Origin of the sequence: Neoroseomonas eburnea, from assembly GCF_018129005.1 — a bacterium.
Taxonomy (GTDB): domain Bacteria; phylum Pseudomonadota; class Alphaproteobacteria; order Acetobacterales; family Acetobacteraceae; genus Neoroseomonas; species Neoroseomonas eburnea.
This window is the reverse complement of record NZ_JAAEDL010000005.1, coordinates 190,607-214,655: the sequence shown is the minus strand read 5'-3', so window position 1 is coordinate 214,655 and position 24,049 is coordinate 190,607. Positions and strand designations below refer to the sequence as shown.

24 protein-coding genes and 1 pseudogene are annotated in these 24,049 nt (G+C 69.4%); 16 read left to right on the top strand and 9 right to left on the bottom strand.

Annotation, left to right across the window (positions count from 1 at the left end):
• Positions 1-13: 13 nt before the first annotated feature.
• The 4 genes from GXW74_RS07500 to GXW74_RS07485 all read left to right on the top strand — a co-directional run bounded on the left by GXW74_RS07500 (position 14) and on the right by GXW74_RS07485 (position 3,660).
• On the top strand, positions 14-901 hold the full coding sequence (locus tag GXW74_RS07500) for a class I SAM-dependent methyltransferase (RefSeq protein WP_211845855.1): 888 nt from the start codon (positions 14-16) through the stop codon (positions 899-901).
• A gap of 74 nt (positions 902-975) precedes the next feature.
• Positions 976-1,782, top strand: a complete 807-nt coding sequence (map, locus tag GXW74_RS07495) for a type I methionyl aminopeptidase (RefSeq protein WP_211845854.1) — start codon at positions 976-978, stop codon at positions 1,780-1,782.
• Between the two features lie 78 nt (positions 1,783-1,860).
• Positions 1,861-2,607 (top strand): RadC family protein, encoded by a 747-nt coding sequence (gene radC / locus GXW74_RS07490; RefSeq protein ID WP_211845853.1) that lies wholly within the window; start codon positions 1,861-1,863, stop codon positions 2,605-2,607.
• A gap of 75 nt (positions 2,608-2,682) precedes the next feature.
• Complete coding sequence (locus tag GXW74_RS07485; RefSeq protein ID WP_211845852.1) at positions 2,683-3,660, top strand: S1C family serine protease; 978 nt, start codon at positions 2,683-2,685, stop codon at positions 3,658-3,660.
• Positions 3,661-4,102: 442 nt separating this feature from the next.
• Here GXW74_RS07485 and GXW74_RS07480 read toward each other — a convergent pair whose 3' ends face one another.
• Together GXW74_RS07480 and GXW74_RS07475 are read right to left on the bottom strand one after the other, a co-directional pair.
• Positions 4,103-4,723: a hypothetical protein gene (locus tag GXW74_RS07480; RefSeq protein WP_211845851.1), complete on the bottom strand. Its 621-nt coding sequence runs from the start codon at positions 4,721-4,723 to the stop codon at positions 4,103-4,105.
• A gap of 211 nt (positions 4,724-4,934) precedes the next feature.
• Positions 4,935-5,561: pseudogene (locus tag GXW74_RS07475) on the bottom strand (TerC family protein); the annotation flags it as partial.
• Between the two features lie 157 nt (positions 5,562-5,718).
• Here GXW74_RS07475 and purB point away from each other — a divergent pair.
• From purB to purQ, 7 genes are all read left to right on the top strand, one after another.
• Entirely contained in the window at positions 5,719-7,056 is a 1,338-nt protein-coding gene (purB, locus tag GXW74_RS07470; RefSeq protein ID WP_211845850.1) for an adenylosuccinate lyase, read from the top strand.
• Positions 7,057-7,296: 240 nt separating this feature from the next.
• Complete coding sequence (locus tag GXW74_RS07465; RefSeq protein WP_211845849.1) at positions 7,297-7,635, top strand: hypothetical protein; 339 nt, start codon at positions 7,297-7,299, stop codon at positions 7,633-7,635.
• Between the two features lie 304 nt (positions 7,636-7,939).
• Positions 7,940-8,704 (top strand): NRDE family protein, encoded by a 765-nt coding sequence (locus tag GXW74_RS07460; protein ID WP_211845848.1) that lies wholly within the window; start codon positions 7,940-7,942, stop codon positions 8,702-8,704.
• A gap of 144 nt (positions 8,705-8,848) precedes the next feature.
• A complete protein-coding gene (gene purC, locus GXW74_RS07455) occupies positions 8,849-9,613 on the top strand; it encodes a phosphoribosylaminoimidazolesuccinocarboxamide synthase (RefSeq protein WP_211845847.1) in 765 nt (254 codons plus the stop codon).
• Between the two features lie 91 nt (positions 9,614-9,704).
• Complete coding sequence (gene purS, locus GXW74_RS07450) at positions 9,705-9,944, top strand: phosphoribosylformylglycinamidine synthase subunit PurS (RefSeq protein WP_211845846.1); 240 nt, start codon at positions 9,705-9,707, stop codon at positions 9,942-9,944.
• A 1-nt stretch (position 9,945) separates the two neighbouring features.
• The gene (locus GXW74_RS07445) at positions 9,946-10,173 is read left to right on the top strand and encodes a hypothetical protein (RefSeq protein WP_211845845.1); all 228 of its coding nucleotides are present in this window, start codon (positions 9,946-9,948) and stop codon (positions 10,171-10,173) included.
• Between the two features lie 52 nt (positions 10,174-10,225).
• Positions 10,226-10,921, top strand: a complete 696-nt coding sequence (purQ, locus tag GXW74_RS07440) for a phosphoribosylformylglycinamidine synthase subunit PurQ (protein ID WP_211845844.1) — start codon at positions 10,226-10,228, stop codon at positions 10,919-10,921.
• 160 nt (positions 10,922-11,081) lie between these two features.
• On the opposite strand, the gene GXW74_RS07435 is transcribed toward purQ, so the two are convergent.
• Positions 11,082-12,350 (bottom strand): lysozyme inhibitor LprI family protein, encoded by a 1,269-nt coding sequence (locus GXW74_RS07435; protein ID WP_211845843.1) that lies wholly within the window; start codon positions 12,348-12,350, stop codon positions 11,082-11,084.
• A 228-nt stretch (positions 12,351-12,578) separates the two neighbouring features.
• Here GXW74_RS07435 and GXW74_RS07430 point away from each other — a divergent pair, with 228 nt between their 5' ends.
• Genes GXW74_RS07430 through grxD form a run of 4 tightly spaced genes read left to right on the top strand, consistent with a single transcriptional unit; the run spans position 12,579 to position 16,022 of the window.
• Positions 12,579-13,148: a transposase gene (locus tag GXW74_RS07430; RefSeq protein ID WP_211845842.1), complete on the top strand. Its 570-nt coding sequence runs from the start codon at positions 12,579-12,581 to the stop codon at positions 13,146-13,148.
• A 56-nt stretch (positions 13,149-13,204) separates the two neighbouring features.
• Entirely contained in the window at positions 13,205-15,439 is a 2,235-nt protein-coding gene (gene purL, locus GXW74_RS07425; protein ID WP_211845841.1) for a phosphoribosylformylglycinamidine synthase subunit PurL, read from the top strand.
• Positions 15,439-15,672 (top strand): BolA family protein, encoded by a 234-nt coding sequence (locus GXW74_RS07420; protein WP_211845840.1) that lies wholly within the window; start codon positions 15,439-15,441, stop codon positions 15,670-15,672. Before purL ends, GXW74_RS07420 begins: the two co-directional genes overlap by 1 nt.
• An 11-nt stretch (positions 15,673-15,683) precedes the next feature.
• On the top strand, positions 15,684-16,022 hold the full coding sequence (gene grxD, locus GXW74_RS07415; protein ID WP_211845839.1) for a Grx4 family monothiol glutaredoxin: 339 nt from the start codon (positions 15,684-15,686) through the stop codon (positions 16,020-16,022).
• A gap of 95 nt (positions 16,023-16,117) precedes the next feature.
• Here grxD and GXW74_RS07410 read toward each other — a convergent pair whose 3' ends face one another.
• The 4 genes from GXW74_RS07410 to GXW74_RS07395 all read right to left on the bottom strand — a co-directional run bounded on the left by GXW74_RS07410 (position 16,118) and on the right by GXW74_RS07395 (position 20,022).
• Entirely contained in the window at positions 16,118-16,753 is a 636-nt protein-coding gene (locus GXW74_RS07410; RefSeq protein WP_211845838.1) for a hypothetical protein, read from the bottom strand.
• Positions 16,754-16,806: 53 nt separating this feature from the next.
• Entirely contained in the window at positions 16,807-18,603 is a 1,797-nt protein-coding gene (recQ, locus tag GXW74_RS07405; protein WP_211845837.1) for a DNA helicase RecQ, read from the bottom strand.
• Complete coding sequence (locus GXW74_RS07400; protein ID WP_211845836.1) at positions 18,603-18,983, bottom strand: OmpA family protein; 381 nt, start codon at positions 18,981-18,983, stop codon at positions 18,603-18,605. Before GXW74_RS07400 ends, recQ begins: the two co-directional genes overlap by 1 nt.
• A gap of 79 nt (positions 18,984-19,062) precedes the next feature.
• Positions 19,063-20,022, bottom strand: a complete 960-nt coding sequence (locus GXW74_RS07395) for a radical SAM protein (RefSeq protein ID WP_211845835.1) — start codon at positions 20,020-20,022, stop codon at positions 19,063-19,065.
• A 132-nt stretch (positions 20,023-20,154) separates the two neighbouring features.
• Between GXW74_RS07395 and GXW74_RS07390 the strand changes: the two genes are divergently transcribed.
• Entirely contained in the window at positions 20,155-20,622 is a 468-nt protein-coding gene (locus tag GXW74_RS07390) for an Hsp20/alpha crystallin family protein (RefSeq protein WP_338148172.1), read from the top strand.
• Between the two features lie 12 nt (positions 20,623-20,634).
• Here GXW74_RS07390 and cydC read toward each other — a convergent pair whose 3' ends face one another.
• Together cydC and cydD are read right to left on the bottom strand one after the other, a co-directional pair.
• Entirely contained in the window at positions 20,635-22,305 is a 1,671-nt protein-coding gene (gene cydC / locus GXW74_RS07385; RefSeq protein WP_211845833.1) for a thiol reductant ABC exporter subunit CydC, read from the bottom strand.
• The gene (cydD, locus tag GXW74_RS07380) at positions 22,305-23,981 is read right to left on the bottom strand and encodes a thiol reductant ABC exporter subunit CydD (protein ID WP_211845832.1); all 1,677 of its coding nucleotides are present in this window, start codon (positions 23,979-23,981) and stop codon (positions 22,305-22,307) included. Before cydD ends, cydC begins: the two co-directional genes overlap by 1 nt.
• Positions 23,982-24,049: the final 68 nt, after the last annotated feature.

Genomic DNA, 24,049 nt, shown 5'->3' with positions numbered 1-24,049 from the left:
CATGTGGCGGCCCATGAGCGATCCCATGCAGGTCTTCGACCGCGCCCTCCTCCGCCGGCGCCGGGACCGCGCCGCAGGCACCGTGGACCGTGTCGCTCCGATCCTCGCGGAAGCGGCCGACCGCCTGCTCGACCGGCTGGACGACACGACACGGCGCTTCACCCGGGCGCTCGACCTCGGCGGCCGCGGACAGATCGCCGATCGCCTCGCCGCGCGCGGCATCCCCTTCGTGGTTTCAGCCGACCTTTCCCCGCGCATGGCAGCGCGCGCCGGCGGCCTGCCGGTCGCCGCCGACGAGGAGTGGCTGCCTTTCGCGGACGGCGCCTTCGACCTGGTGGTCGCCTCACTGTCCCTGCACGCGGTCAACGACCTCCCCGGCGCGCTGGTGCAGATCCGCCGCGCATTGGCGCCGGACGGGCTCTTCCTCGCCTCCCTTCCTGGCCTGCCGACGCTACAGGAGCTTCGCGCTGCCCTCGCCGAAGCGGAATCGGAACTTCGCGGCGGCATCTCCCCGCGCGTCTCCCCCTTCGCCGATCTGCGCGACGGGGCCGCCCTGCTGCAGCGCGCCGGCTTCGCGCTGCCGGTCGCCGACGCCGAGGACATCCGCCTGCGCTATCGCAGCCCGCTCGCGCTGCTCGCCGATCTGCGCGCGGCCGGCGAAGGCAGCACGATCCTCGCGCGTGATCGGCGGGTCCCGCCCCGGGCGCTCTTCCCCCTCGCCATGGCGCGCATGCCGCGCGACGCGGAGGGCGTGCCTGCGACCTTCCGCCTGCTCGTCCTGACCGGCTGGGCCCCGTCCGCCGCGCAGCCGAAGCCGGCACGGCCCGGCAGCGCCAATGCCCGCCTCGCCGACGCGCTCGGCACGGTCGAGTATCCCGCCGGCGAGAAGCCAGGCATGTGACGCGCGGTGCTTGCAACCGGGGGTCGCGGAGCGCATCTTCCGGCCTCACATCAAGCCGCGATCTGGACCCGACCATGGAGCAGCACGGCGGCGAAGCCCGCCGCATCACGATCCACCACCCCGAGGATTTCGAGGGCATGCGCAAGGCCGGCCGCCTGGCCGCCGAGACGCTGGACATGATCGCGGCCCATATCCGCCCGGGCGTCACCACGGGCGAGATCGACCGGCTCTGCCACGAGTTCATGGTCGACCACGGCGCCGTGCCGGCGACGCTCGGCTACCGCGGCTACACCAAGTCGACCTGCACCTCGGTCAACCACGTCGTCTGCCACGGCATCCCGGGCGACCGGGTGCTGGCCGAAGGGGACATCGTCAATATCGACGTCACCGTCATCCTGGATGGCTGGTACGGCGACACCAGCCGCATGTACGTGGCCGGCCAGCCTTCCACCAAGGCGCGGCTGCTCATGGACGTGACCTACGAGTCCATGATGAAGGGCATCGCCGCCATCAAGCCGGGCGCGACGCTCGGCGATGTCGGCCACGCCATCCAGACCTTCGTCGAGAAGCACCGCTTCAGCGTCGTGCGTGACTTCTGCGGCCACGGCATCGGCCGCCACTTCCACGCGCCGCCGAACGTGCTGCATTTCGGCCGACCCGGCGAGGGCCCGCGGCTGCGCCCGGGCATGTTCTTCACCGTCGAGCCGATGGTGAATGCCGGCCGCCCCGAGGTGAAGATCCTCGACGACGGCTGGACGGCGGTGACGCGCGACCGCTCCCTCTCCGCCCAGTTCGAGCACATGGTGGGCGTCACCGAGACCGGCGTGGAGATCTTCACCATCTCGCCGGCCGGGCTACACCGCCCCTATCGCCAGGACTGACGAAAGCGAACTTCAACCCGAAGTAGATTTATCCTAGCATACGTCGCGTTCCGGCGCCCTTCGCCGGCAGCGAGGCGCATGCGCAGGAAACCCGGCCTGGCCGAGGCGATGCCCGGCCTGCTCCCCCTTGTCGACACCCCGGAGGAGGCCTCGCCCCCCGGCCATCTCGGCCATCGCGCCCGCATGCGCGAGAAGCTGCTCACCGCCGGGCCGGATGCGCTGCTCGACCACGAACTGCTCGAGATGGTGCTCTTCCTCGCCCTGCCGCGGCGCGACACCAAGCCGATCGCCCGTGCCCTGCTCGGCCGATTCGGGTCCTTCGCCGGCGCCGTCTCGGCGCCGCTGACGGAACTGCGCGAGGTGGAGGGCCTCGGCGAGGCCGGCGCCGCCGCGCTGCGCATCGTGCAGGCGGCCGCCCTCCGCCTGGCCCGCGCCGACGTCATGGAACGCCCGGTGCTCAACAATTGGGACCGGCTGCTCGCCTATCTCTCGGCGGCACTGGCGCGCGAACGGGTGGAGCAGTTCCGCGTCCTGTTCCTCGACACGCGCAACCGCCTGATCGCCGACGAGGCGCAGGCCCGCGGCACCGTGAACCATACGCCGGTCTATCCGCGGGAGGTTGTGAAGCGCGCCCTCGAGTTGCAGGCGACGGCGCTGATCCTGGTGCACAACCACCCCTCCGGCGACCCGACGCCGTCGCGCGCCGACCTCGAGATGACGCAGGAGGTGAAATCCGCCGCCGGCGTCCTCGGCATCGTGCTGCACGACCACCTGATCGTCGGCAATGGCCGCCACCTTTCCTTCCGGCGGGAGGGGCTGCTGTGAAGGGCTTCGCGGCATGTGCGCCGTGATACGGGACGGCCGTTGACCCGCGCACCGGCATAGCCTCACCCTTCCGGCATGCGCCTCGTACCAATTGCCCTCGTGCTGGCCTGTACGCTCGCCGCCTCCGCGGCCGATGCGCAGAAGCCCGGCTCGCTCGGCAACCTGCCCGCACCGCCGCCGCCGCAACCGAACCTCGGCCCAGGCCCGGCCCGGCCGGGGCTGGGGCCGGGCATGGCGCTGCCGCGCGACAAGCCGCCGCCGCTCGGCGGCCCGTCCCAGAGGCCCGGCCTGGCGCAGCCGCAGCCGCCGGCTCGGCCCGGGCCCGGCCAGATGGCGGCGCTGCCGCGCGACAAGCCGCCGCCGCTCGGTGCTGCGGCGCCGGCCCGGCCCGGACAGCGTCCCGGGCAGACGCCCGGACAACCCCAGCCGGTCTCCTCCGGTACCGGGTTCATCGTGGCGCCGAGGCAGATCATGACGAATCATCACGTCGCGGAGGGCTGCACGGCCATGACCGCGCGGCTGGCAAACGGACAGGAGATCCCGGCAACGGTCATCGCCGCCGATCCGCAGCGGGACCTCGCCCTGCTGCGCACCGAAAGCGACCCGGGGCCGGTCCTGCCCTTCCGGCGCGCCGCCGAGGTCCGTCGCGGCGAATCCGTCGTGACCTATGGGTTCCCTCTGGCCGGACTGCTCTCCTCCGGGCCGACCCTGACGACCGGCGATGTCTCCGCCCTGGCCGGGCTCGGCGACAATCCCCGCCAGATCCAGATCAGCGCCCCGGTGCAGCAGGGAAATTCGGGCGGTCCGCTGCTCGACCTGCGCGGCCATGTCGTCGGCGTCATCGTGTCGAAGCTGAACGCGCAGCGCATCGCGCAGGCGACCGGCGATATTCCGCAGAACGTCAATTTCGCGGTGAAGCACACGGAAGCCGTCGATTTCATGCGGGAGCACGGCGTCCAGCCGCAGCTCGAGAGCATCGGAACGCCACGCACGGCGGCCGAGGTCGGTGAACTCGCCCACGCCTCGACCGTCTTCCTGCGCTGCATGCGCTGAACGCAGGTCTGGGAATGCGCCGACAGGCGTGTTCCCGCCGGCGGCATCGCCCCCCTTCCGGCCGGCACTGACCCGCGCCATCGCCCCATGCGCGGGCCGCGCGCGGATGGTCAGACGGCCTCTGGCGCTGATTCGAAAGGGCAGTTCCGTTGGAGGGCAGGCCCCGGCACACCGGTCAGGCGTGTGGCTGCCGGATGCGCTCCCTCAACCCGGCAAGCTGCGATCGGAATCCGGGCTGCGCCAGGCATACCGCGCGCGGACGGCGAAACCTCTGTCGAATGGGCATCGTGCCCCGAGGACAGCGGGTTCGATCCCGGTGCACGACGCATCGCACGTGATGTCGGCGGCACGGCCGCGCGCCGGACCAGGGCTGGACCGCCGATCGCAGACAGCTTCCACCCTTCCGCGGCCGGCATGGCGGGGCCCATGACCCCTACGCCGTTCAGCCGCCGCGCACCGCGCGCACGACACCGGCGGCAAAGGCCATGGCGTCGGCGCTCTCGCTCGGTGCGCCGCTCGCCATCGTCACCTGCACCTTGACGAAGCGCCCCTCGGCGCTGCCGATGCACACATGCCGCGTCACCGGCGCACGACCGAAAGCGCCCGACATCACGGCGCAGCGGAGCCCGGGATCGGCGACCGTGACACGCCGCTGCTCGGTGAGCCTGCGTCCGGTCCGACCGGACGGCGCCTCCGTCACCTCGGTAACGGCGGAACTCAGTTCCCGATCGAATTCGGGCGCCGCCGGATCCGAGGGCGCGGCGCGGCCGCCGGTCCCATAGACGAGCACCGTTGCCACGGCGGCCCGGTTGCGGGTGGCATAGTCCAGCGCGAGCGTAGGCCCGGGCCGCTGCGCGGCGTCACCCAGCACGAAGCCGGCGATTTCCGCCGGCATGCGCGTCGCCAAGGTATCGAGAGGCGGTCGGCTGGCCTCCTCCATGGCGCTGCACGCGGTGAGCAGGAGACAGGCCGCGACGAGGCTCCGGCCCGGCGAGACCGCCGCGGCGCCGGCGCCGCCGCGGCCGCGCCATGCGAGCCGGGCCTGCGCGATCAGGCGCGGCATTGCCATCGCCGGGCGCCCGCGGTCAGCCTGCCGGGCGCCGGCTGAAATCGCGGACCGCCCCCGCGACCACGGTGATGACCGAGGTGTAGAGGACCATCTGCATCAGCGTCGCGCCCACCCACAGCCAGACCGGGAATACCCCCGCAATTGCCGGCACCAGGAAGCCGAGCGGCAGGAAGAGATAGGCGTAGGCCTCGGGGACCGCCTCCGTCACCTGATGGGTGCCCTCATAGATCATGTTCAGGGCGACGTAGAGGATGACGAGCAGGCCGACCCAGGCGATCCAGCGGTGCCGGTCGAGCAGCCGGGCGATCAATGTGGCAGCGACGCCCATCAGCAACACGGAGACCGCGAGGCCCACGATCAGGATGTAGGGGTGGTCCTTCGCCGCCCCGGCGACCGCCAGCACGTTGTCGAGGCTCATCGAGACGTCGGCGACCAGGATCTGCGTGATGGCTTGGCGCAGCGTCTTGCGCGGCGCTCCGGGCTCGACGCCCTGAAGCGCCTCCACGCCTTCGCTCTGCTCAGTCACATCCGGATGGTCGTGTCCGCTCCCCTCGCGAAGCTCACGGTACATCTTCCAGCAGACCCAGAGCAGCAGGACGCCACCCGCGAGCACGATCCCGACGATGTTGAGCAGTTGCACCGTGATCGAGGCGAAGGCGATGCGCATGACCGTCGCCGCGATGATGCCCCAGAAGATCGCCTTGCGGCGCTGATCCGCGGGCAGCCCCGCGGCCGCCATGCCGACCACGATCGCATTGTCGCCCGCAAGGACGACGTCGATGAACAGGACCATTGCCAGCGGCTGAAGCCATTCGGGCAGCATTTCCAACATGTCGCGGGCGTCCTGGCAGGTTTGGGCTGAATCCGAGGCGGCGGAGATAACGTTATGGACACTTTCCGGCAACCCCGCGCACGGAAACTGCTGCCGGAAGCTTGCGCTGCGCTGCGGCAGGCGCCAAACCCCGGCGCGTTCATCCGGAGCCCGCACCATGGTCCCGCGCTATTCCCGCCCGCAGATGGAGGCGATCTGGTCGCCCGCAGCGCGCTATCGCATCTGGTTCGAGATCGAGGCCCTCGCCGCCGAGGCGATGGCGAAGCTCGGCACCATCCCGGAGGACGCCGCGCGCGCCATCCGCGAGAAGGGCGCCCCGCGCGCCGCCGCCATCGGCGAGGCCGAGGTCGCGCGGATCGACGAGATCGAGCGCGAGACGCGCCACGACGTCATCGCCTTCCTCACCTTCATGGCCGAGGGCATCGGGCCCGAGGCACGCTTCATGCACCAGGGCATGACCTCCTCCGATGTGCTCGATACCTGCCTCGCGGTCCAGATGACGCGCGCGGCGGACCTGCTGATCGCCGACATCGACGCGGTGCTCGCGGCGCTGAAGGCCCGGGCGCTGGAACACCGCCACACACCGACGGTCGGCCGCAGCCACGGCATCCATGCCGAACCGACCACCTTCGGCCTGAAGCTCGCCGGCCACTACGCGGAATTCGCCCGCGGGCGGGAACGGTTGGTCGCGGCCCGGCGGGAGGTCGCGACCTGCGCCATCTCCGGCCCGGTCGGCACCTTCGCGAGCGTCGATCCCCGAGTCGAGGCCTTCGTGGCGGAGAAGCTCGGCCTGGAGGTCGAGCCGGTTTCCACCCAGGTGATCCCGCGCGACCGCCACGCCGCCTTCTTCTGCGCCCTGGCGGTGGTGGCGAGCGGCATCGAGCGCCTGGCGATCGAGGTCCGCCACCTGCAGCGGAGCGAGGTGCGCGAAGCGGAGGAGTTCTTCCACCCCGGCCAGAAGGGGTCCTCCTCCATGCCGCACAAGCGCAACCCGGTGCTGTCGGAGAACCTCACCGGCCTGGCCCGGCTGGTGCGCGGCTACGTTACCCCGGCGCTCGAGAACGTGGCGCTCTGGCACGAGCGCGACATCAGCCATTCCAGCGTGGAGCGTGTCATCGCCCCGGATGCGACCATCGCCCTCGACTTCGCCCTGATGCGCCTCGCAGGCATGATGGAGAAGCTGACCGTCTACCCGGCGCGCATGCAGGCCAACCTCGACGGGCTCGGCGGCGTGGTGCACAGCCAGAAGGTGCTGCTCGCCCTGACCCAGGCCGGCATGAGCCGCGAGGACGCCTACCGCGCCGTGCAACGGGCCGCGATGGCGACTTGGCAGGCACTCGGCACGCCTGGCGGGCAGACCTTCCGCGCGAACCTACTGGCCGACCCGGAGGTTTCGGCACGCCTGAACGCCGAAGCCCTCGACGCGGCGATGGATGCGCGGCGGGACTTTGCCCATGTGGACACCGTCTTCCGGAGGGTCTTCGGCGAGGCGTGAGAAACCGTCTGGAAACGCGCCTCGCGGCGCGTTTCCGGGTCCGGCACCGGGGTGCCGGTTCCGCGCGCGGCCGCCCCACGAGCGCCGCGCGCCGTATCGCCGGGCTTGACCGATGCGGTCACCGGCCGGGTTCAGCGGCATGGGACCCGTCGAGAGCCGAGGCCCGATGATGGCGATGACCGCCCTGTTTCTGCCTCATGACATAGCCACAATGTCGCGAGGCAAAGGAGGGCATTCATCATGCACAGGCTTCGCATGCTGGCCATGGCCACCGCGATTGCGATCACCGGCATGGCAGTGCCTGGCGGCGAGGCTGTGGCCGGGGACCGCCATTGGCGCGGCCATCCCGGGCGCGGTTGGGGGCCGCCCCCGCGCGCGTATTATCACGCCCCGCCGCGGCCCCGCGCCTATTACGCGCCGGCGCCGCGCGTGTATTACGCACCGCCGCCAGTGTACTACGCGCCGCCGCCCCGCGTGTACTATGCGCCACCGCCACCAGTATACTATGCGCCGCCTGCCTATTACGGCCCGCCTGCCTACTACGGCCCACCCGGCGTCTCGCTGAACTTCCGCTTCTAGAGCAGCTTCCGCCTGCCACGGCTCACGGCAACCGTTCCCGTTTCCTGTTTTCGCGGGCATCTTCGCCCGATCAGGTGGAATCACCTGATCGGGATCCGCTCCAGGGTCATGGTTCCGAAGTCCTGCGGGCTTCGTTCTCAGAGTCTGCCTGGAAATGCGCCGTGCAGTGCTTTTCCACCTCCGGCACCGGCCTGCTCGTCCGCTCCCGTCGTCGGAAATCCTGCGAACTTCGCGGGCAGGATGTTAGCCGCGGCCCACTGCCGGCGGCTTGCGCCCGAGGCCAAGCCTCAGCAGCCTGTCCGGCATGTGCACCGTCATCCTTCTGCGGCGGCCGGGCCATAGCTGGCCGCTTGTCATGGCCGCCAACCGCGACGAACGGCTGGACCGCCCGTGGGACCCGCCCGGCCTCTGGTGGCCGGCCCGCCCCGGCGTGATCGGTGGTCGGGACCGCACCGCCGGCGGAAGCTGGATGGCATTGGGTACCTCCGGTGTCGTCGCGGCCGCCCTGAACCGGCCGGGCAGCCTCGGACCGGAAGCCGGCAAGCGGTCCCGCGGTGAGCTGCCCCTGGTCGCCGCTGCCGAAGCCAGCGCCGCTGACGCCGCGGCAAGGATCGCTACCCTGCCCGCCGGGCACTGGCGTCCCTTCAACCTGGTCATCGCCGACGCGGCTCGCGCCTTCTTCCTGCGCGGCCTCGGGCACGGCCAGCCGGAAGTCGTGGACCTGCCCGCCGGCGTGACCATGGTGACCGCCCACGACCCCAACGACCTGTCGAGTCCCCGCACCCGCCGCCATCTGCCGCGCTTCCAGGCGGCCGCGCCGCCGGACCCCGACGACGACGACTGGTCCGATTGGACGACACTATTGGCTGATGACGGTCAGGATCCCGACGCCGGCATCGCCAGCACGCTGAACGTGCCACCCACCAACGGCTTCGGCACCGTCTGCTCCAGCCTGCTCGCCCTCAGGCGGGACGGCAGCGCGACCTGGCAGTTCTGCCCCGGGCGGCCCGGGTCGGCGCCCTTCGCCGTTGTCGGCCCGCCGGCCCTCGCCGCAACCGCCGGTGGCTGAAACGCCGCGCCGCAACCGCCCGCTGCGACGCCCCCACAGCCCTGCCCTTCGGGCAGCGTCATGGTCACCCCCGATTGCACTTGCTATACGACCCCCGCAGTCCGCCTGCCCCCCCGGCCAGGCGGCGACGAGGATTCCTGCGACATGGCGCGACGCCGACAACTCTACGAGGGCAAGGCCAAGATCCTGTTCGAGGGGCCGGAGCCCGGCACCCTGGTCCAGTACTTCAAGGACGACGCCACCGCTTTCAACGCCCAGAAGAAGGGCACCATCACCGGCAAGGGCGTGCTCAACAACCGCATCAGCGAATACCTGATGACGCGGTTGGCCGAGATCGGCGTGCCCACCCACTTCATCCGCCGCCTCAACATGCGCGAACAGCTCATCCGCGAGGTCGAGATCATTCCGCTCGAGGTCGTGGTCCGCAACGTCGCCGCCGGCTCGCTCGCCACCCGCCTCGGCATTCCCGAAGGCCAGCGCCTGCCGCGCTCGATCATCGAGTACTACTACAAGAACGATCAGCTCGGTGACCCGATGGTCGCCGAGGAGCACATCACCTGCTTCGGCTGGGCCGCCACCCAGGACCTCGACGACATCGTCGCGCTGACGCTGCGGGTGAACGACTTCCTCACCGGCCTGTTCCTCGGCGTCGGCATCACCCTCGTCGACTTCAAGCTGGAATTCGGCCGGCTGTGGGAGAATGACGAGATGCGCATTGTCCTCGCCGACGAGATCTCCCCCGACAATTGCCGCCTGTGGGACGCCAAGACCGGCGAGAAGATGGACAAGGACCGCTTCCGCCGCGACCTCGGCAAGGTCGAGGAAGGGTACCAGGAAGTCGCCCGCCGCCTCGGCATCCTGCCCGAGGCCGGCGCCCGCGACCTCAAGGGCCCGGAGAGCATGCAGTGACACCCGGTCGTGGCTGGGCGAAGCCGTCGCGCAAGGAGCGCGCCTTCCGCTCGGCGTCGAGCACCGGAAACCTGGAGCGGATGTCCGAACGATGAAAGCGCGTGTCTACGTGATGCCCAAGGCCGGCGTCCTCGACCCCCAGGGCAAGGCCATCGGCCATGCCCTCGAAGGCCTCGGCTTCGCCGGCGTCAATGACGTCCGCGCCGGCAAGGTCATCGAGCTCGACCTCGCCGAGACCGATCCCGCCAAGGCGAAGTCTGCCGCCGAGGACATGGCCCGCAAGCTGCTCGCCAACACGGTGATCGAATCCTTCCGGGTGGAGATCGCCTGACGTGGTGAAGGCAAGCCTCCTCGCGATGGCGGTGCTGACCGTCCTCATCGCGATGGGGCTGCGCTGGCGTGAGGAGCGCCTCGCCGCCGGCCGGCAGGCCTCCCGCCTCGGCCTCATCGAACGCAGCAAGCGCACGGCGAACCGCTGGGTCACCGCCGCGGCGCTCGCCGCCGCCGCAACCATGATCGTGATGGGCGGGCTGCACTGGCTCCGCCTCTCGATCGGCTGACCGCCAGGCAGCACTACCCCGACGACCGCACACCCGCCGCAGGGACCACGCCATGAAAGCCGCCATCATCGTCTTCCCCGGCACCAACCGCGAACGCGACATGCGCACCGCGCTCAAGCGCGTGACCGGCCGCGACCCGCTGATGCTGTTCCACCGGGAAGACCTGCCCCGCGACCTCGACCTCGTCGTGCTCGCCGGCGGCTTCTCCTACGGGGACTACCTGCGCTGCGGCGCCATGGCCGCCCAGTCGCCCATCATGAAGGACATCAAGGCCTTCGCGGAGAAGGGCGGCCACATCCTCGGCGTCTGCAACGGCTTCCAGATCCTGATCGAGGCCGGCCTGCTGCCCGGCGGGCTGCTGCGCAACGCCTCCCTCCGCTTCCTGTCCATGGACTGCACGCTCCGCGTCGAGCGCGCCGGCACCGCCTTCACCAGCCGCTGGCAGAAGGGCGCCACCTTCCGCGCGCCCATGGCCCACGGCGACGGCAACTACTTCGCCGACGACGCGACGCTCGACCGCCTGGAAGGCGAAGGCCTGGTCGCCTTCCGTTACGTGAACGAAAACGGCGAAGCGACCGAGGCCGCCAACCGCAACGGATCCGCCCGCAACATCGCCGGCATCTTCTCCCCCAACCTGCGCATCTGCGGCCTGATGCCCCACCCGGAAGACCTGGTGGACGACCTGATGGGCGGGACGGACGGGCTGCCGATGTTCGAAAGCCTGGCGGAGAGTTTGGTCTCGGCCTGAGGCGGTGGTGTTTTGCAGGGGCTCTGCCCCTGCACCCCGGCAGGAAACTTAGTTTCCTGCACCTTCGTTTCACTAAATTATTACATAAATCTGACCTTAGCCCTCTATCAATCTTCAACAATAAAACGAATGAAATTTCACTTACTACTACAATCTCATATCAGTTAATAAACCACGCGAACGCTGGCGGCCCATCACCCGGACCAGGAATTGCCATATAATTTATTAGGACATCCCTCGGATGAGTCGATAGACTTTCAGTTGCGTGATTCCACTCAAAATCCGTTTCCTGCAGACGACCTGCACCACTGAATACCACAAGCGCGCCAAAGCAATATTCTGTCCAAGCGCCAGGCGGCCCGATGCGCGGCCTAACAAATACCTCCTTGGTCCTAACACTAAAATTGTACTGAATAGAAAGGCCCGGATCAGCCTTTAGTAGGTCTGCCAATGTAAGTTGACCCAGCGGTATATCAGTAAGACCTGTCGAAGATGTTCCGAAGAATTTGTGGCCATGGCAGAGCGCAATCGTCACAGCCTCCACAACCCCCGATCTAAGCCTCACCTCGACTTGAGTGTCTTCATAATTATAATACATACAATCCCCAACGATCAAATATGGAACACCCAGAAGCTGCTCAACGCGCTCCCTGGGAACACCAACGATAATATGCTCAATAATATTGACTGGCGTTTTTCTCCTGTTGATTTTAATTATCTCACTAACTTCGTTTTTATTTCGCCATCTTAGCTGTGCAATCCTTTCCCTAGTAATAGCCTCCATAGCCGAGTTGAACATCAGAGGCCGGATCGAACCGCCCTCCCAAACACTCGCCTCTCGGCTTGCCTCTGCCTCACGAAACTTTAACCAAAACTCGTGGGCAGTGAGGAGAGCCTTCACCTCCTCTTTTGAAGCTTCTGCCTTGATTTGAAGCATCAAATTAGATAATTCACGATTCGCATCTAAAAATAATTCCCAGGAGACGGCATTCATTTCTTGTTGTGACATTGAGTTGCTAATTTTTTTCCTCAAGAAATCTGAACGCCATTCAGAGGAATTTTCGTTTCTATCTCCCGATTTTTCGCTTCTTGGGAATAATTCTCCCGCTTTTGTCAGAAGACGGTTAGCAGTTGAGGCGTATTGCTCGGCAACAACTGCAGCACCTTCGATTTTTTTCCCCAAAGCCTGCATGCGAAGCTTCTTAAGATCGTCTAGGTTCATCTTACCATCATCCAGTTTCTTCTGGAGATCGGCCCATCGCATAAGATGATCCACATGCTCAGCTTCAGGCTTTCCCTCGATCAATCTCTTGCCGATGTACTCAGCGACACGAAGGACCGCGTATCCAATGCCTGCGGCCACCCACCACCAATTTGATTGGGTAACCACGTCCAGAAATGGGATGGACAGCCAGTTCTGCTGAGGCACGGCTCGTTGCAGTCCCTTTTCGAATTAACCGAGCGATGCATGACCTTTGGGCTGAGTGCAACAGCAAGCCGACGGCCGGCGCATTCTTGGCAAATGGCGTTAGCAGGGACGCTCATCCCTGAAGAGCGACTCACCGCGACCCATTGCTGGATCAAGCTCGCCCTATGAGCTCGGAAGCTGAAATAGGAAAAGATTGCTTTTTCGACGTTTACGTGCTCAAAGACCTTCATGTCTACTCACCCCCTCACCCCCACCCAATTCCACGCCCTCCTCCCCTACCTCCTCCCCCGCTCCCCCGCCGGCCGTCAGATCGGCGACCTCCGCACCCGCATCAACGCCATATTCCACCTCACCTCCACCACCCTCCCCTGGCGCTGCCTCCCGCCCGAACACGGCAAGCCCGACACCGTCGCCCGCTACTTCCGCCGCCTCACCCATGCCGGCCTGTGGGAACGCCTGCTCGAAGCCATCAAGGACGCAGGTCCTAACCACCCGCTGCGCGAAATCGCCCCGCTCATCTTCCGCGCCTGCCGCCGCGCCGTCCGGCTCCGCGGGCTGAAATTCATCTCCCTCATCCGCCGCCTCGGCTTCCTCCAGGCCCTGAACGGCCCGCCCTCAAAAGTCCCGGACCCCGATTTGTCCGAAAACCTGCGCCACAACCTCCGCCTGCCCCCGCCCCCGCGCAGCACCGCCGCGCATGGCCTCTACGCGGCCCTCCTGCGCACCCTCCGCCGCCTGCACCGCCGGGCCGGCGGCATCAAACACATCCCCCGCGCGCTGCGCCTCGGCTGGTCATGACGGCCACGGCGGCGAACCCCCTGGACAGCGGCGCGCGGCGTGCCGACAAGGCGCACATGACCGCCGCCGCCCCGCAGAGCGCCCCCGTCTCGCTCGACCCCACCCGCGCCGCCCAGCTCGCCGCCGAATTCGGCCTCAAGCCGGACGAGTACGACCGCTGCCTCGCCATCCTCGGCCGCACGCCCTCGCTGACCGAGCTCGGCGTCTTCTCGGTGATGTGGAGCGAGCACTGCTCCTACAAATCCAGCCGCGTCTGGCTGAAGGAACTGCCCACCAAGGCCCCCTGGGTCATCCAGGGCCCGGGCGAGAATGCCGGCGTCATCGCCATCGGGGATGGCCTGGCCGCCGTCTTCAAGATGGAATCCCACAACCACCCGAGCTGGATCGAGCCCTACAACGGTGCGGCCACCGGCGTGGGCGGCATCCTGCGCGATGTCTTCACCATGGGCGCGCGGCCCATCGCCAACCTCAACGCCCTGCGCTTCGGCGCCCCCGACGCGCCGCGGATGAAGCAGGTGATCGACGGCGTGGTCCGCGGCATCGGCGGCTACGGCAACTGCGTCGGCGTCCCGACCGTGGGCGGGGAGGTCAACTTCCACCCCGCCTACAACGGCAACCCGCTGGTCAACGCCATGACGGTCGGCATCGCCAAGGCCGACCGCATCTTCACCGCCGCCGCGACGGGTGTGGGCAACCCCGTGGTCTATGTCGGTTCCAAGACCGGCCGCGACGGCATCCACGGCGCCACCATGTCCAGCGCGGAATTCAGCGCGGACAGCGAGGAGAAGCGCCCCACCGTCCAGATCGGCGACCCCTTCGCGGAGAAGCTCCTCATCGAGGCCTGCATGGAACTGATGGCCACCGACGCCATCGTCGCCATCCAGGACATGGGTGCGGCCGGCCTGACCAGCTCCGGCGTCGAGATGGCCGGCAAGGGCGGCATGGGCGTCGAGCTGATCCTCGACAACGTCCCCCAGCGCGAGGAGGGCATGACCGCCTACGAGATGATGCTCTCCGAGAGCCAGGAGCGCATGCTCATGGTCCTCAAGCCCGGCCGCGAGGCCCAGGCCGAGGCCATCTTCCGCAAGTGGGAACTGGACTTCGCGGTGATCGGCCACCTCACCGACACCGGCCGCATCGTCATCCGCCACAAGGGCCAGGTCGAGGCCGACATCCCGCTGGCCCCGCTGGAATCGGAAGCCCCCCTCTACCGCCGCCCCACCGAGGACACCCCGAAGCAGCCGCTGCTGGACCCGGCCAGCATCCCGAATCCCACCAGCATCGAGCAGGCCCTGCTGACCCTGGTCGCCAGCCCGGACCTCTGCTCCCGCCGCTGGATCTGGGACCAGTACGACAGCCTGGTGAACGGCCAGACTGTGAAGCGCCCCGGCGGCGCCGATGCGGCCATCGTCAGGATCGAGGACCACGCCCGCGCCCTCGCCATGACGACGGACTGCACCCCCCGCTACGTCTTCGCGGACCCCGAGGAGGGCGGCAAGCAGGCGGTCGCGGAGGCCTGGCGCAACATCACCGCAACCGGCGCGCTGCCGCTCGCGATCACCGACAACATGAACTTCGGCAACCCGGAGAAGCCGCGGATCATGGGCCAGTTCGCCGCCGCCGTGCGCGGCATGGCCGCCGCCTGCACCACGCTCGACTTCCCGGTCGTGAGCGGCAACGTCTCCCTCTACAACGAGACGGAAGGCCGGGCGATCCTGCCCACCCCCGCGATCGGCGGCGTCGGCGTGATCGACGACGCGGCGGACGCGATCGGCCTTGGCATGCCCGCCAATGCCGACCTGATCCTGGTCGGCGACACGGCGGGCCACCTCGGCCAGTCCCTCTGGCTGCGGGAGATCGCGGGCCGCGAGGAAGGCGCCCCGCCCCCCGTGGACCTCGGCGCCGAACGCCGCAACGGGGACTTCGTCCGGGCCCGCATCCTGGCCGGGGAGGTGCTCGCCTGCCACGACTGCGCCGATGGCGGCCTGCTGGTCACGGTCGCGGAGATGTCCATGGCCACCGGCGTCGGCGCCACCCTCACCGCCCCGGAAACGGACACCCCGGACCACGCCTTCTGGTTCGGCGAGGACCAGGCCCGCTACGTCCTTGCGGTCTCCGACGCTGCTGCCATCCTGGCGGAGGCCAAGGCGGCCGGCATCCCGGCTTTCCGCCTTGGCCGTTCCGGCGGTGCCGCCCTGGATTTGGGCGGCGGCCGGTCCATATCGGTTTCAGTGCTGCGGGATGCGAACGAGGCGACGCTGCCCGCGCTGATGGAAGGGAGAGCGGCCTGATGGCGATGCAACCGGCGGAGATCGAGGCGCTGATCAAGGCGGCTCTCCCGGATGCCGAGGTCACCATCGAGGACCTGGCCGGCGATGGCGACCACTACGCTGCCAAGGTCACCTCGGAATCCTTCCGCGGCTTGTCCCGCGTCAAGCAGCACCAGATCGTCTACGCTGCCCTTCAGGGGCGCATGGGGGGCGTGCTGCATGCCCTCGCCCTTCAGACCTCCGCTCCGGAATAGGACCCGACCCGATGTCCAACCCGACCTTCGATCGCATCCAGGCCACCATCACGGAGAACCCCGTGGTGCTCTTCATGAAGGGCACGCCGGTCTTCCCGCAGTGCGGCTTCTCGGCCCGCGTGGTGCAGATCCTCTCCCACATGGGCGTACCCTTCGCGGGTGTGAATGTCCTGGAGGACATGGAGATCCGTGAGGGCATCAAGGCCTTCACCAACTGGCCGACGATTCCCCAGCTCTACGTCGGCGGGGAGTTCGTCGGCGGCTGCGACATCGTGATGGAGATGTTCCAGTCGGGCGAGCTGGCCACGCTGATGGCTGAGAAGGGCGTGCCCCACAAGGCCGAGGCCTGATGCCTCCTCCGGGGCTGCGCCACATCGCGCGGTCCCGGAGAGTCACCCGGCGGCATCCGGAAGCCGCCGCCGAACCCTGGCGTGCTGCGCGGTACTCAGCGCCCGGCAAGCCGCCCCACGTTGATCGCACGGGCAAAGGCGAGCTTCGCCTCGGCCGGCGCGTCGCCCTGCACCTGCACCAGGATGCGGTTGTCCACCAGCATCTGGATGTTCCCGTCCGTCGACTGGACGGCGCGCTGATCGCCCACACGTACCAGGCGCCCCATGGCCCCGGCCAGCATCGGGTTCGCCATCACTGCCGCGAGTTGCGCAATCATCGGATTGTCGCTGATCACCTGGATTTCGACTGTCTGGTCCTGCGCGTTGCGATAGGTACGCGACGCCGTCGATCCGCCGAACAATCCCGCCACGCCCGCGGCGTTGGAGGTCGGTTCCTCCGCCGTCCAGCCCGGCAACGGATCCGGCAATGCCGCCGCCAGGCTGGCCGCCGCGCGCTGGGACAAGAGTTGCAGCGCCTCCTGCAGGGCCGATTGTGCTGCCTGCACCTGCCCGCCCTGATAGGCGCGCTGCGCTTCGGTGATGGCATCGGAGATCTCGTCCGCGCGCGCCGGTTCGGACGCGGTGGCCATCGCGGCGATCAGCGTGGAGGCAAGCAGGACCGAACGGTGCATGTCAGCGTTCCCCAAACATGGTGCAGCAGCATAGCGAGGCTCCACCACCACGCGATGCAATCGATCACACCTCATGGAGCAGCCTAACCGTTCGGCACCCGGTCGACCTACGCTCAGCCTTCCTGGCGGACGATACGCAGGATGTCGGTGCCGTATCGCTCGACGCGCGACCGGCCCATTCCGGGGACCTCCAGCAGGTCGTCCTCGCTTGCCGGGCGTCGCGACGCGATGCCCGCGAGGGTGCGGTCATCCGCCACAACATAGGCCGGCACCGACTGCGCCTGCGCCACCCCGCGCCGCCAGAGCCGGAGCGCCTCGAAGAGCGGATCGCCGGAACCCAGGGGCGCCACCGCTGACCCCGCACGCCTCGGCGTCGCCTGCACCGCATCCTGGCGCAGCATCACAGGCTCGGTGCCGCGCAGCACCGGGCGCGCGGCCTCGGTCGCAACGAGCTCGCCATGGTTCTCCACCACCACATCGAGCGCCCCGCGCGCCACCAACTGCCGCGCGACCCCGCGCCAGGCGCTGTCCGACAAATCCTTGCCGATGCCGAAGGTCGGTAGCCGATCATGGGCGAACTGCGCCACCTTGTCGGTCAGCCGCCCACGCAGCACGTCCACCACATGTCCGACGCCGAAGCGCTGGCCGGTCCGCACTACGGCGGAGAGCAGCTTCTGCGCCGCCACCGTCCCATCGAACAGCCGCGGTGGCGCGCGGCAAGCATCACAGGCACCGCAATCAGCCGAGGCGGGCTCCTCCCCGAAGCAGCGCAGCAGCAGCGCGCGGCGGCAGGTCGCCGCCTCAGCGATGGCGATCATGGCGTCGAGGCGCGACCGTTCCACGCGCTTCTGCTCCTCGCTCGCCGGGCTCTCAGCGATGCGATGCCGTGCGATGGCAATGTCACCGGCGCCGAACAGCAGCAGGGCGCGCGCCGGAAGGCCATCGCGGCCGGCGCGGCCGATCTCCTGATACCAGCTCTCCGGGCTGCGTGGCAGGTCAAGATGTGCCACCCAGCGTACATCCGGCCTGTCGATGCCCATGCCAAAGGCGATGGTCGCCGCCATGATCACATTGTCGCCGCGCGCGAAGCGGCGATGCGCCTCCCGCTTCGCCTCGGCATCCATGCCGGCATGGAAGGCGAGCGCGTCGTGCCCGTCGGCGCGCAGCCATTCCGCCGTGCTATCGGTCCTGGCGCGACTGCCGCAATAGACGATCCCGCAACCCTCGGCCTCGCGGATCAGGGCGCGGAGTTGCGACCGTTCGCTCTCCCGTGGCGCGGCGGTGATGAAGATGTTCGGCCGATCGAAGGAGGCCCGGAAGACCGGCGCCTCGGTCAGCCCGAGCTGGACGCGGATATCCTCGACGGTGCGCGGGTCGGCCGTGGCGGTCAGTGCCAACCGCGGCACTCGAGGAAAGCGTTCGCCCAGCACGCCGAGGCCACGGTATTCCGGCCGGAAGTGATGCCCCCACTGGCTGACGCAATGCGCCTCGTCGACCGCGAAAAGAGCGATCGGCAGTTCGTCCAGCCGCTGTAGCGTGCCGTCCAGCGTCAAACGCTCGGGCGAGACATAGAGCAGCTGAATCCGCCCCCCATGCAGGTCGCGCAGCACCGCCCGCGCCTCCTCCGGCGGCAGGTCGGAATGCAGGGCGGCCGCCGCCACGCCCTGCTGACGCAGAGCGGCGACCTGGTCCTCCATCAGCGCGATCAGCGGGGAGACGACGACCCCGGTTCCGCTGCGGCATAGCGCCGGCACCTGGAAGCAGAGGCTCTTGCCGCCACCCGTCGGCATGAGCACGAGACCGGACCCGCCCGCGGTAACGTGGCGGACGATCTCCTCCTGCCGCCCGCGGAATCCCTCATGGCCGAAGACGCGGCGGAGGACCTCCCGCGGGTCCTCCGGGATAGGCATCAGGCGCCGATGCGGATCTCGACGCGGCGGCTTTCCGTCGGCACGGCCTCGAAGGGCACGGGCCCGCGGGGGACGATGCGGATCCGATCGCGCGCCACGCCGTTGCTCACGAGAAGATCGGCGACATGCTGGGCGCGCGCTTCCGACAGAGCGCGATTGTACGCCACGGCGCCCGCCGGCCCGGCGAAGCCGAGAACCTGAACCGGACCCGTGCCGCCGCGGGCGACTGCGGCCGTGCGGCGCACCACCTCCTGTGCCTCGGTGTCGAGCTGCGCGCTGTCCTCGGTGAAGAAGACAGCGATCACCGGCGGTGTCGCCGGGGCGGTGCAGGCCGCGGCCAGCACGGCAGGGAGGGCGGGGAACAGGTGACGGCGACGCATGCGGACGACTCCGGGGGGGGGCTCTATAGCCTCTTGGTCGCGCGAAGCTGCTCGTGTCGTCAACCTTCGCGCGTCTTCCTCAGCGAGAACAGGCGGCACCCCCCAGGACGCAGAAGGTCGCGCAATGCGGGTGGTTGAGCGCCACGGACCGGGACGCCTCGGCCAGTGTCGCCCCAAGCTCGAAGCGCGGATCATAGGCCAGCAGCGTGCAGGCGAGCACCGCCGGGCGATCGGCGCCACGTCGCTTCACCACCATGCGGGCGGAGGCACACATCAGGCTGTCCGGCGACTTCCTGAGGATGCCCCAGCAGGATTCGGTGATCTCCGGCACGTCCGCTGTGGCGTCCATCTCCGGAAGGAGCATCAGCGCAAGCGGATCCGAGGCGTCCACCGGGATGGCATGGGCGGCGAAAAGCGCGGTGTAGCCCCGGCGCATCCCGGCCTCGTCGCCGGCGCCGAAGCCGGCCCGGCCGGCGACATGGATGCGGAAGCCTTGACGCGCCAGCCAGGTGAGGCCCTCCAGCGTCTTCGCGAAGCTCCCCTTCCCGCGTTCGAGGTCGTGCAGCGCCGCCTCGTGGTGGTCGAGCGAGACGCGCAGGGTCAGCCGCTCCCCGAAATCGGCGCGCAGGGCGAGCAGCGCCGCGGCATGGTTCATCATCGGCTTCATGGCGTTGGTGAGCACCAGGGCCGAGAGGCCCCGGCCCAGCACGTCGCGCAGCATCCGTGGGAGGTCGCGGTTGAGGAAGGGCTCGCCGCCAGTGAAGCCGACCTCCTGCAGCGGTGCGCCGAGGGCGGCCGCCTCGTCGAGATAGGCCGCGACCTCGGCGGCGGAGATGTAGGCGAGCGCGTCGTTCTTCGGGCTGCTCTCGATGTAGCAGTTGCGGCAGGCGATACTGCACAGCGTGCCGGTATTCACCCACAGGGTACGCAGCCCGACAAGCGGGACGACGGCACGACGTTCCCCTTTCGCCGTTACTTCCGGGTCACGGAATTTCGCCGGGTCGAGCGGCCTCGCCGGCGCCAGGGCCGGCCGGCTCATGGCTGGCCCCCGGCGCCTCGGCGAAGGCTTGATCCAGGACAAGGCGTCGCCGACGCCCTTCGCCTAAACGCGTACCGTCCAGCCCGGCCGGGTGGCATCCCGTCGGGCGCGTGCGCAAGGAGGGAAAGGGTCATGGTGTCGCGTGTTCCGATGCCTCGTGCAGAGTCTTCGTCGGACCTGTTTGGAACGTTACAGCGCGAGGTGAACAGGGTCTTCGACCAAATGTTCCGCGGCGTTCCCGCGCCGCTGGGAGGATTTGCACCCTCGGTCGAGATGAAGGAGACCGAAGGTGGCCTGACCGTGAGCGCCGAGCTTCCTGGCATCGAGGAGAAGGACGTCGAGGTTTCGCTCGACGGCGAAATGCTGACGATGTCGGGCGAGAAGCGGGAGGAGAAGTCCGAGGAGAAGGAGGGCGTGCACATCTCCGAACGCTCCTATGGCAGCTTCCGCCGCAGCATCCGCCTGCCCTGGGCCGCTGACCCCGCCCAGGCGAGCGCCGCCTTCGACAAGGGCGTGCTGACGGTGACCCTGAAGCGCCCGGCCGAAGCCAAGCCTGCGGTCAACCGCATCCCGATCGGCGGCGCGAAGCCCGCGCCCTGACAGATGGCACCCTCAGCCGGCGGCGGGGATCGCCCGGCCGCCGGCGAGGCGAAGGATGCGGGTCGGCCGCTCCACACCGGTCAGGTGGTGCAGGATGAGGATGACGCTGCGCCCGGCGGTCGCCTCGTCCAGCGTCTGAAGGAAGGCGCGTTCGGTATCGGCGTCGAGACCCGCGGCCGGCTCGTCCAGGATCAGCACCGCCGCCGGGGAAAGCAGCGTGCGGGCGAGCGCCAGCCGTCGCGCCTGGCCGCCTGAAAAGCGCAGCCCGGCCTCCCCGCACATGGTCTCGAGGCCCTCCGGGAGAGAGCGCACCAATTCGCCGATCTGCGCCCGGTCGAGCGCGCGCCAGAGATCGGCATCGGGCGCGTCCGGCGCGGCGAGGCGCAGATTGGCTGCGATGGTATCGTCGAACAGCCGGGCATCCTGGGTCAGCCAGGCAACGCGCCGGCGGAGTTCGGCCGCCGGCAGGCTGGCGATGTCCACCCCGCCGAGGGTGATACGCCCGGCCTGCGGCGCGGCGAATTTCAACAGCAGGGCAGCCAGGGTCGACTTGCCGGTGCCGGACGGGCCGAGCAGGGCCACGCGCGCGCCTTCGGGCACCTGCAGGTCCAGCCCCTCGAACACCGCAGGGCGATCCGGCGCCCAGGCGAAATGCACGCCGACCATCTTCAGCGCATGCCCAGCAGGCGGCATCGCGGGTCCGGGCGGGTCCGGCACCGGCTCGGGCGCATCGGCGGCCTCGAACAGCCGGCGTGCCCCGGCCGCGGCGGCGGCGAGGGCGGCACCGGCGCGGGGCATCAGGCCGAGTGCCTCGGCCGCAGCGATGGAGAGGAAGACCGCCATCAGCCCGGCGCCGAGGCCGTCCGGCCCCGCAGCAAGTGCCCAGGCCAGGCTGGCAAGCAGCGCCGCCTGGGTCAGCAGCGATCCGGCGGCACCACCCCAGGCTGCCTGACGCGACAGGTTGCGCTGCGCTGCCGCGAGCGCCGCGCCCTCCGCCGCGACGCGCGCGGCCGCGCGGGCCTCGCCATTGGCGGCGAGCGTATCCTCGAGGCCGGTCAGCGGCTCCACCACGGCGTGGCGCAGCGAGCCTTGCGCCCGCGCCACCGCCTCCCCGCTGCGCACGGCGGCGGGGGCGAGCAGCAGCGGCAGGCCAAGGGCCGCCGCCAGGGGCAGGGCCAGCAGCGCCGCCGGTGTCGGATCCATCGCCCCGACCACGGCCGCCATCGCGACCACCACGGACAGCGAGGCCGCTGCCGGCACGAGCACCCGCAGGTAGAGCCCGTCGAGCGATTCCACATCGGCGACCAGCCGGCCCAGCAGGTCCCCGGCCTGCCGCAGGCCGAGCCCCGCCGGCAGCCGTGCGGCCAGCCGCCGGAAGAACCAGACGCGCATGTCGGCAAGGGCGCGAAAGGTCGCCTCGTGGGTGATGAGGCGCTCGAGGTAGCGGGCCACGGGACGGAACAGCATCACCGCCCGCAGCCACAGCAGCCCTGCGAGGCCCAGCCCCGCGACCGGCAGGATGCCAGGCGCCCCGCCGGCGACCGCGCCGGCGATCACCTCTCCGGCCAGTACCAACAGCGCCAGCCCGGCCAGCGCCGAGAGGATCCCGGCCGCAAGGCCGGCGACCAGCCATGTCCTCCGGCTCCGCCAGAGGCCGAGGATGCGCAGGAGATCGCGTCGCATCAGTCCCCCGCCATCCGATCGGCCAGCGACCGTCCCGCTGCGAGTTCGAGCACGCGGCCGAAATGCCCGCGCGCGGCCCGCGCATGTGTCGCGACGATCGCCGTGCGCCCGACACACAGGCGCCTGATCGCGTCCAGCACCACCGCCTCCGTGCCCGGGTCGAGATGGGCCGTCGGCTCGTCCAGCAGCACGAGCGGCGTGTCCCGCAGGAAGGCGCGCGCGACGGCGACGCGCTGCGCCTGGCCGCCGGACAGACCGAAGCCGCCCTCGCCCACCAAGGTATCAAGGCCCTGAGGCAGGTCCGCCGCAAAATCCGTCACCTGTGCGGCCCGCGCCGCCGCCTCCACGGCGGCGTCATCGGCCTCGGGCCGGGCGAAGCGGATGTTCTCACGGACCGTGGCACGAAAGATCTGCGCCCGCTGGCCGACATAGGACGACAGGCGTCGCAGTTCCGCCGGGCGCAGCATGGTGACGTCATGGCCGTTGATAGCGACGCGCCCACCATCGGGCTTGCGGAAGCCCATGAGGATGCGCAGCACGCTGGTCTTGCCGGAGCCCGAGGCCCCGGTCAGCAGCAGCGTCTCCCCCGGCAGCACCCGGAAGGACAGGCCATCCAGCGCCGGCGCGCGAGACGGATCATAGGATAGCCGGACCTGATGGAAGGTGACCGTCACCTTGGGTGGCACCTCCTCCAGCAGTAGGCCATCGGGTTCGGATTGGGCGAGCAGAGGCGCGAGATCGGCCGCCGCCCCCTGCGCGGCCATGCGCTCATGGTAGGCACCGGAGAAGGCGCGGAGCGGCAGGAAGAAGACCGGCACGAGCAGCAAGGTGAATAGCCCCGTGACGGGCGCCGGATGGCTGCCGGCGATCAGCGCACCATGGCGATAGGCAAGCGAGGCGAGCGCGATGGCGACGATCAGTTCCATCGCCCCCGTGGCGACGAAGGCAAGGCGCAGCACGCGCATGGTCCGCGCGCGCAGTTCCTCGGCCGCGGCACCGAGGCGCTGCGCCTCCGCCTCCTGCTGGTTGAACAGCACCAGCACGGGCAGGCCGCGCATGCGGTCGAGGAATCGGCCAGACAGCCGCTGCAACGCCGCGAACTGCCGCCGGCTTGCGACTCCGGCGCCGATGCCGCTGATCGCCTGGGCGATCGGCACGAGCAACCCGCAGCCGAGCAGTATCAGGCCGCTGACGGGATCGGCCAGGGCCGCCGCTGCCGCAATCAGCATGGGCGCCAGCAGCGCGAGCGCCGCGGCAGGCAGCCATCGGGCGAAGTAGCCTTCCAGCGCCTCGACACGCTCGACGATGAGGGCGCTCTTCTCGCCGACGGCACGTTCGTCGGCGGGCCCCGCGGCGAGCAGCCGGGCGAGGGCGGCGGCGCGCAGCCGCGACTTCGCGTCCTCCCCGGCGGCGATCTGGGCGCGTTCCTGCGCGATGCCGAGCGCGGCCATCAGCAGCGCCAGCGCTCCGGCGGCGAGAAGGTCGGGCCAACCGGCCTCGGCGCGGCCGAGCAAGGTCGCCAGCAAGCGCGCGATCAGCAGGGCCTGGGCGACGCCGCAGGCGGCGATGCCGAGGCCCAGCAGGACCGGGGGAATGAGCCGGGCACGTTCGAACCGGGCCTCCCGCGCCAGCAGCGCAGCAGCACCGGCCTCCGCGCCCGCCGGGGGGGTAGCCATGGAGTGACACTAGGCGATCGGGGGCCATCCCGCCACGGGGGGCCGGACTTGCCGGCTCGCCCGACCGG

What these genes read in the sequence shown, in the direction of transcription:
- cydC (WP_211845833.1), bottom strand. Translation starts at nt 22,305, where the DNA reads ATGCGACGCGATCTCCTGCGCATCCTCGGCCTCTGGCGGAGCCGGAGG.
- cydD (WP_211845832.1), bottom strand. Translation starts at nt 23,981, where the DNA reads ATGGCTACCCCCCCGGCGGGCGCGGAGGCCGGTGCTGCTGCGCTGCTG.
- purL (WP_211845841.1), top strand. Translation starts at nt 13,205, where the DNA reads ATGACCGCCGCCGCCCCGCAGAGCGCCCCCGTCTCGCTCGACCCCACC.
- purB (WP_211845850.1), top strand. Translation starts at nt 5,719, where the DNA reads ATGGTCCCGCGCTATTCCCGCCCGCAGATGGAGGCGATCTGGTCGCCC.
- GXW74_RS07390 (WP_338148172.1), top strand. Translation starts at nt 20,155, where the DNA reads ATGGTGTCGCGTGTTCCGATGCCTCGTGCAGAGTCTTCGTCGGACCTG.
- GXW74_RS07465 (WP_211845849.1), top strand. Translation starts at nt 7,297, where the DNA reads ATGCACAGGCTTCGCATGCTGGCCATGGCCACCGCGATTGCGATCACC.
- GXW74_RS07420 (WP_211845840.1), top strand. Translation starts at nt 15,439, where the DNA reads ATGGCGATGCAACCGGCGGAGATCGAGGCGCTGATCAAGGCGGCTCTC.
- GXW74_RS07400 (WP_211845836.1), bottom strand. Translation starts at nt 18,983, where the DNA reads ATGCGTCGCCGTCACCTGTTCCCCGCCCTCCCTGCCGTGCTGGCCGCG.
- GXW74_RS07500 (WP_211845855.1), top strand. Translation starts at nt 14, where the DNA reads ATGAGCGATCCCATGCAGGTCTTCGACCGCGCCCTCCTCCGCCGGCGC.
- GXW74_RS07395 (WP_211845835.1), bottom strand. Translation starts at nt 20,022, where the DNA reads ATGAGCCGGCCGGCCCTGGCGCCGGCGAGGCCGCTCGACCCGGCGAAA.
- recQ (WP_211845837.1), bottom strand. Translation starts at nt 18,603, where the DNA reads ATGCCTATCCCGGAGGACCCGCGGGAGGTCCTCCGCCGCGTCTTCGGC.
- grxD (WP_211845839.1), top strand. Translation starts at nt 15,684, where the DNA reads ATGTCCAACCCGACCTTCGATCGCATCCAGGCCACCATCACGGAGAAC.
- GXW74_RS07430 (WP_211845842.1), top strand. Translation starts at nt 12,579, where the DNA reads ATGTCTACTCACCCCCTCACCCCCACCCAATTCCACGCCCTCCTCCCC.
- GXW74_RS07480 (WP_211845851.1), bottom strand. Translation starts at nt 4,723, where the DNA reads ATGCCGCGCCTGATCGCGCAGGCCCGGCTCGCATGGCGCGGCCGCGGC.
- GXW74_RS07485 (WP_211845852.1), top strand. Translation starts at nt 2,683, where the DNA reads ATGCGCCTCGTACCAATTGCCCTCGTGCTGGCCTGTACGCTCGCCGCC.
- purC (WP_211845847.1), top strand. Translation starts at nt 8,849, where the DNA reads ATGGCGCGACGCCGACAACTCTACGAGGGCAAGGCCAAGATCCTGTTC.
- purS (WP_211845846.1), top strand. Translation starts at nt 9,705, where the DNA reads ATGAAAGCGCGTGTCTACGTGATGCCCAAGGCCGGCGTCCTCGACCCC.
- purQ (WP_211845844.1), top strand. Translation starts at nt 10,226, where the DNA reads ATGAAAGCCGCCATCATCGTCTTCCCCGGCACCAACCGCGAACGCGAC.
- radC (WP_211845853.1), top strand. Translation starts at nt 1,861, where the DNA reads ATGCGCAGGAAACCCGGCCTGGCCGAGGCGATGCCCGGCCTGCTCCCC.
- map (WP_211845854.1), top strand. Translation starts at nt 976, where the DNA reads ATGGAGCAGCACGGCGGCGAAGCCCGCCGCATCACGATCCACCACCCC.
- GXW74_RS07460 (WP_211845848.1), top strand. Translation starts at nt 7,940, where the DNA reads ATGTGCACCGTCATCCTTCTGCGGCGGCCGGGCCATAGCTGGCCGCTT.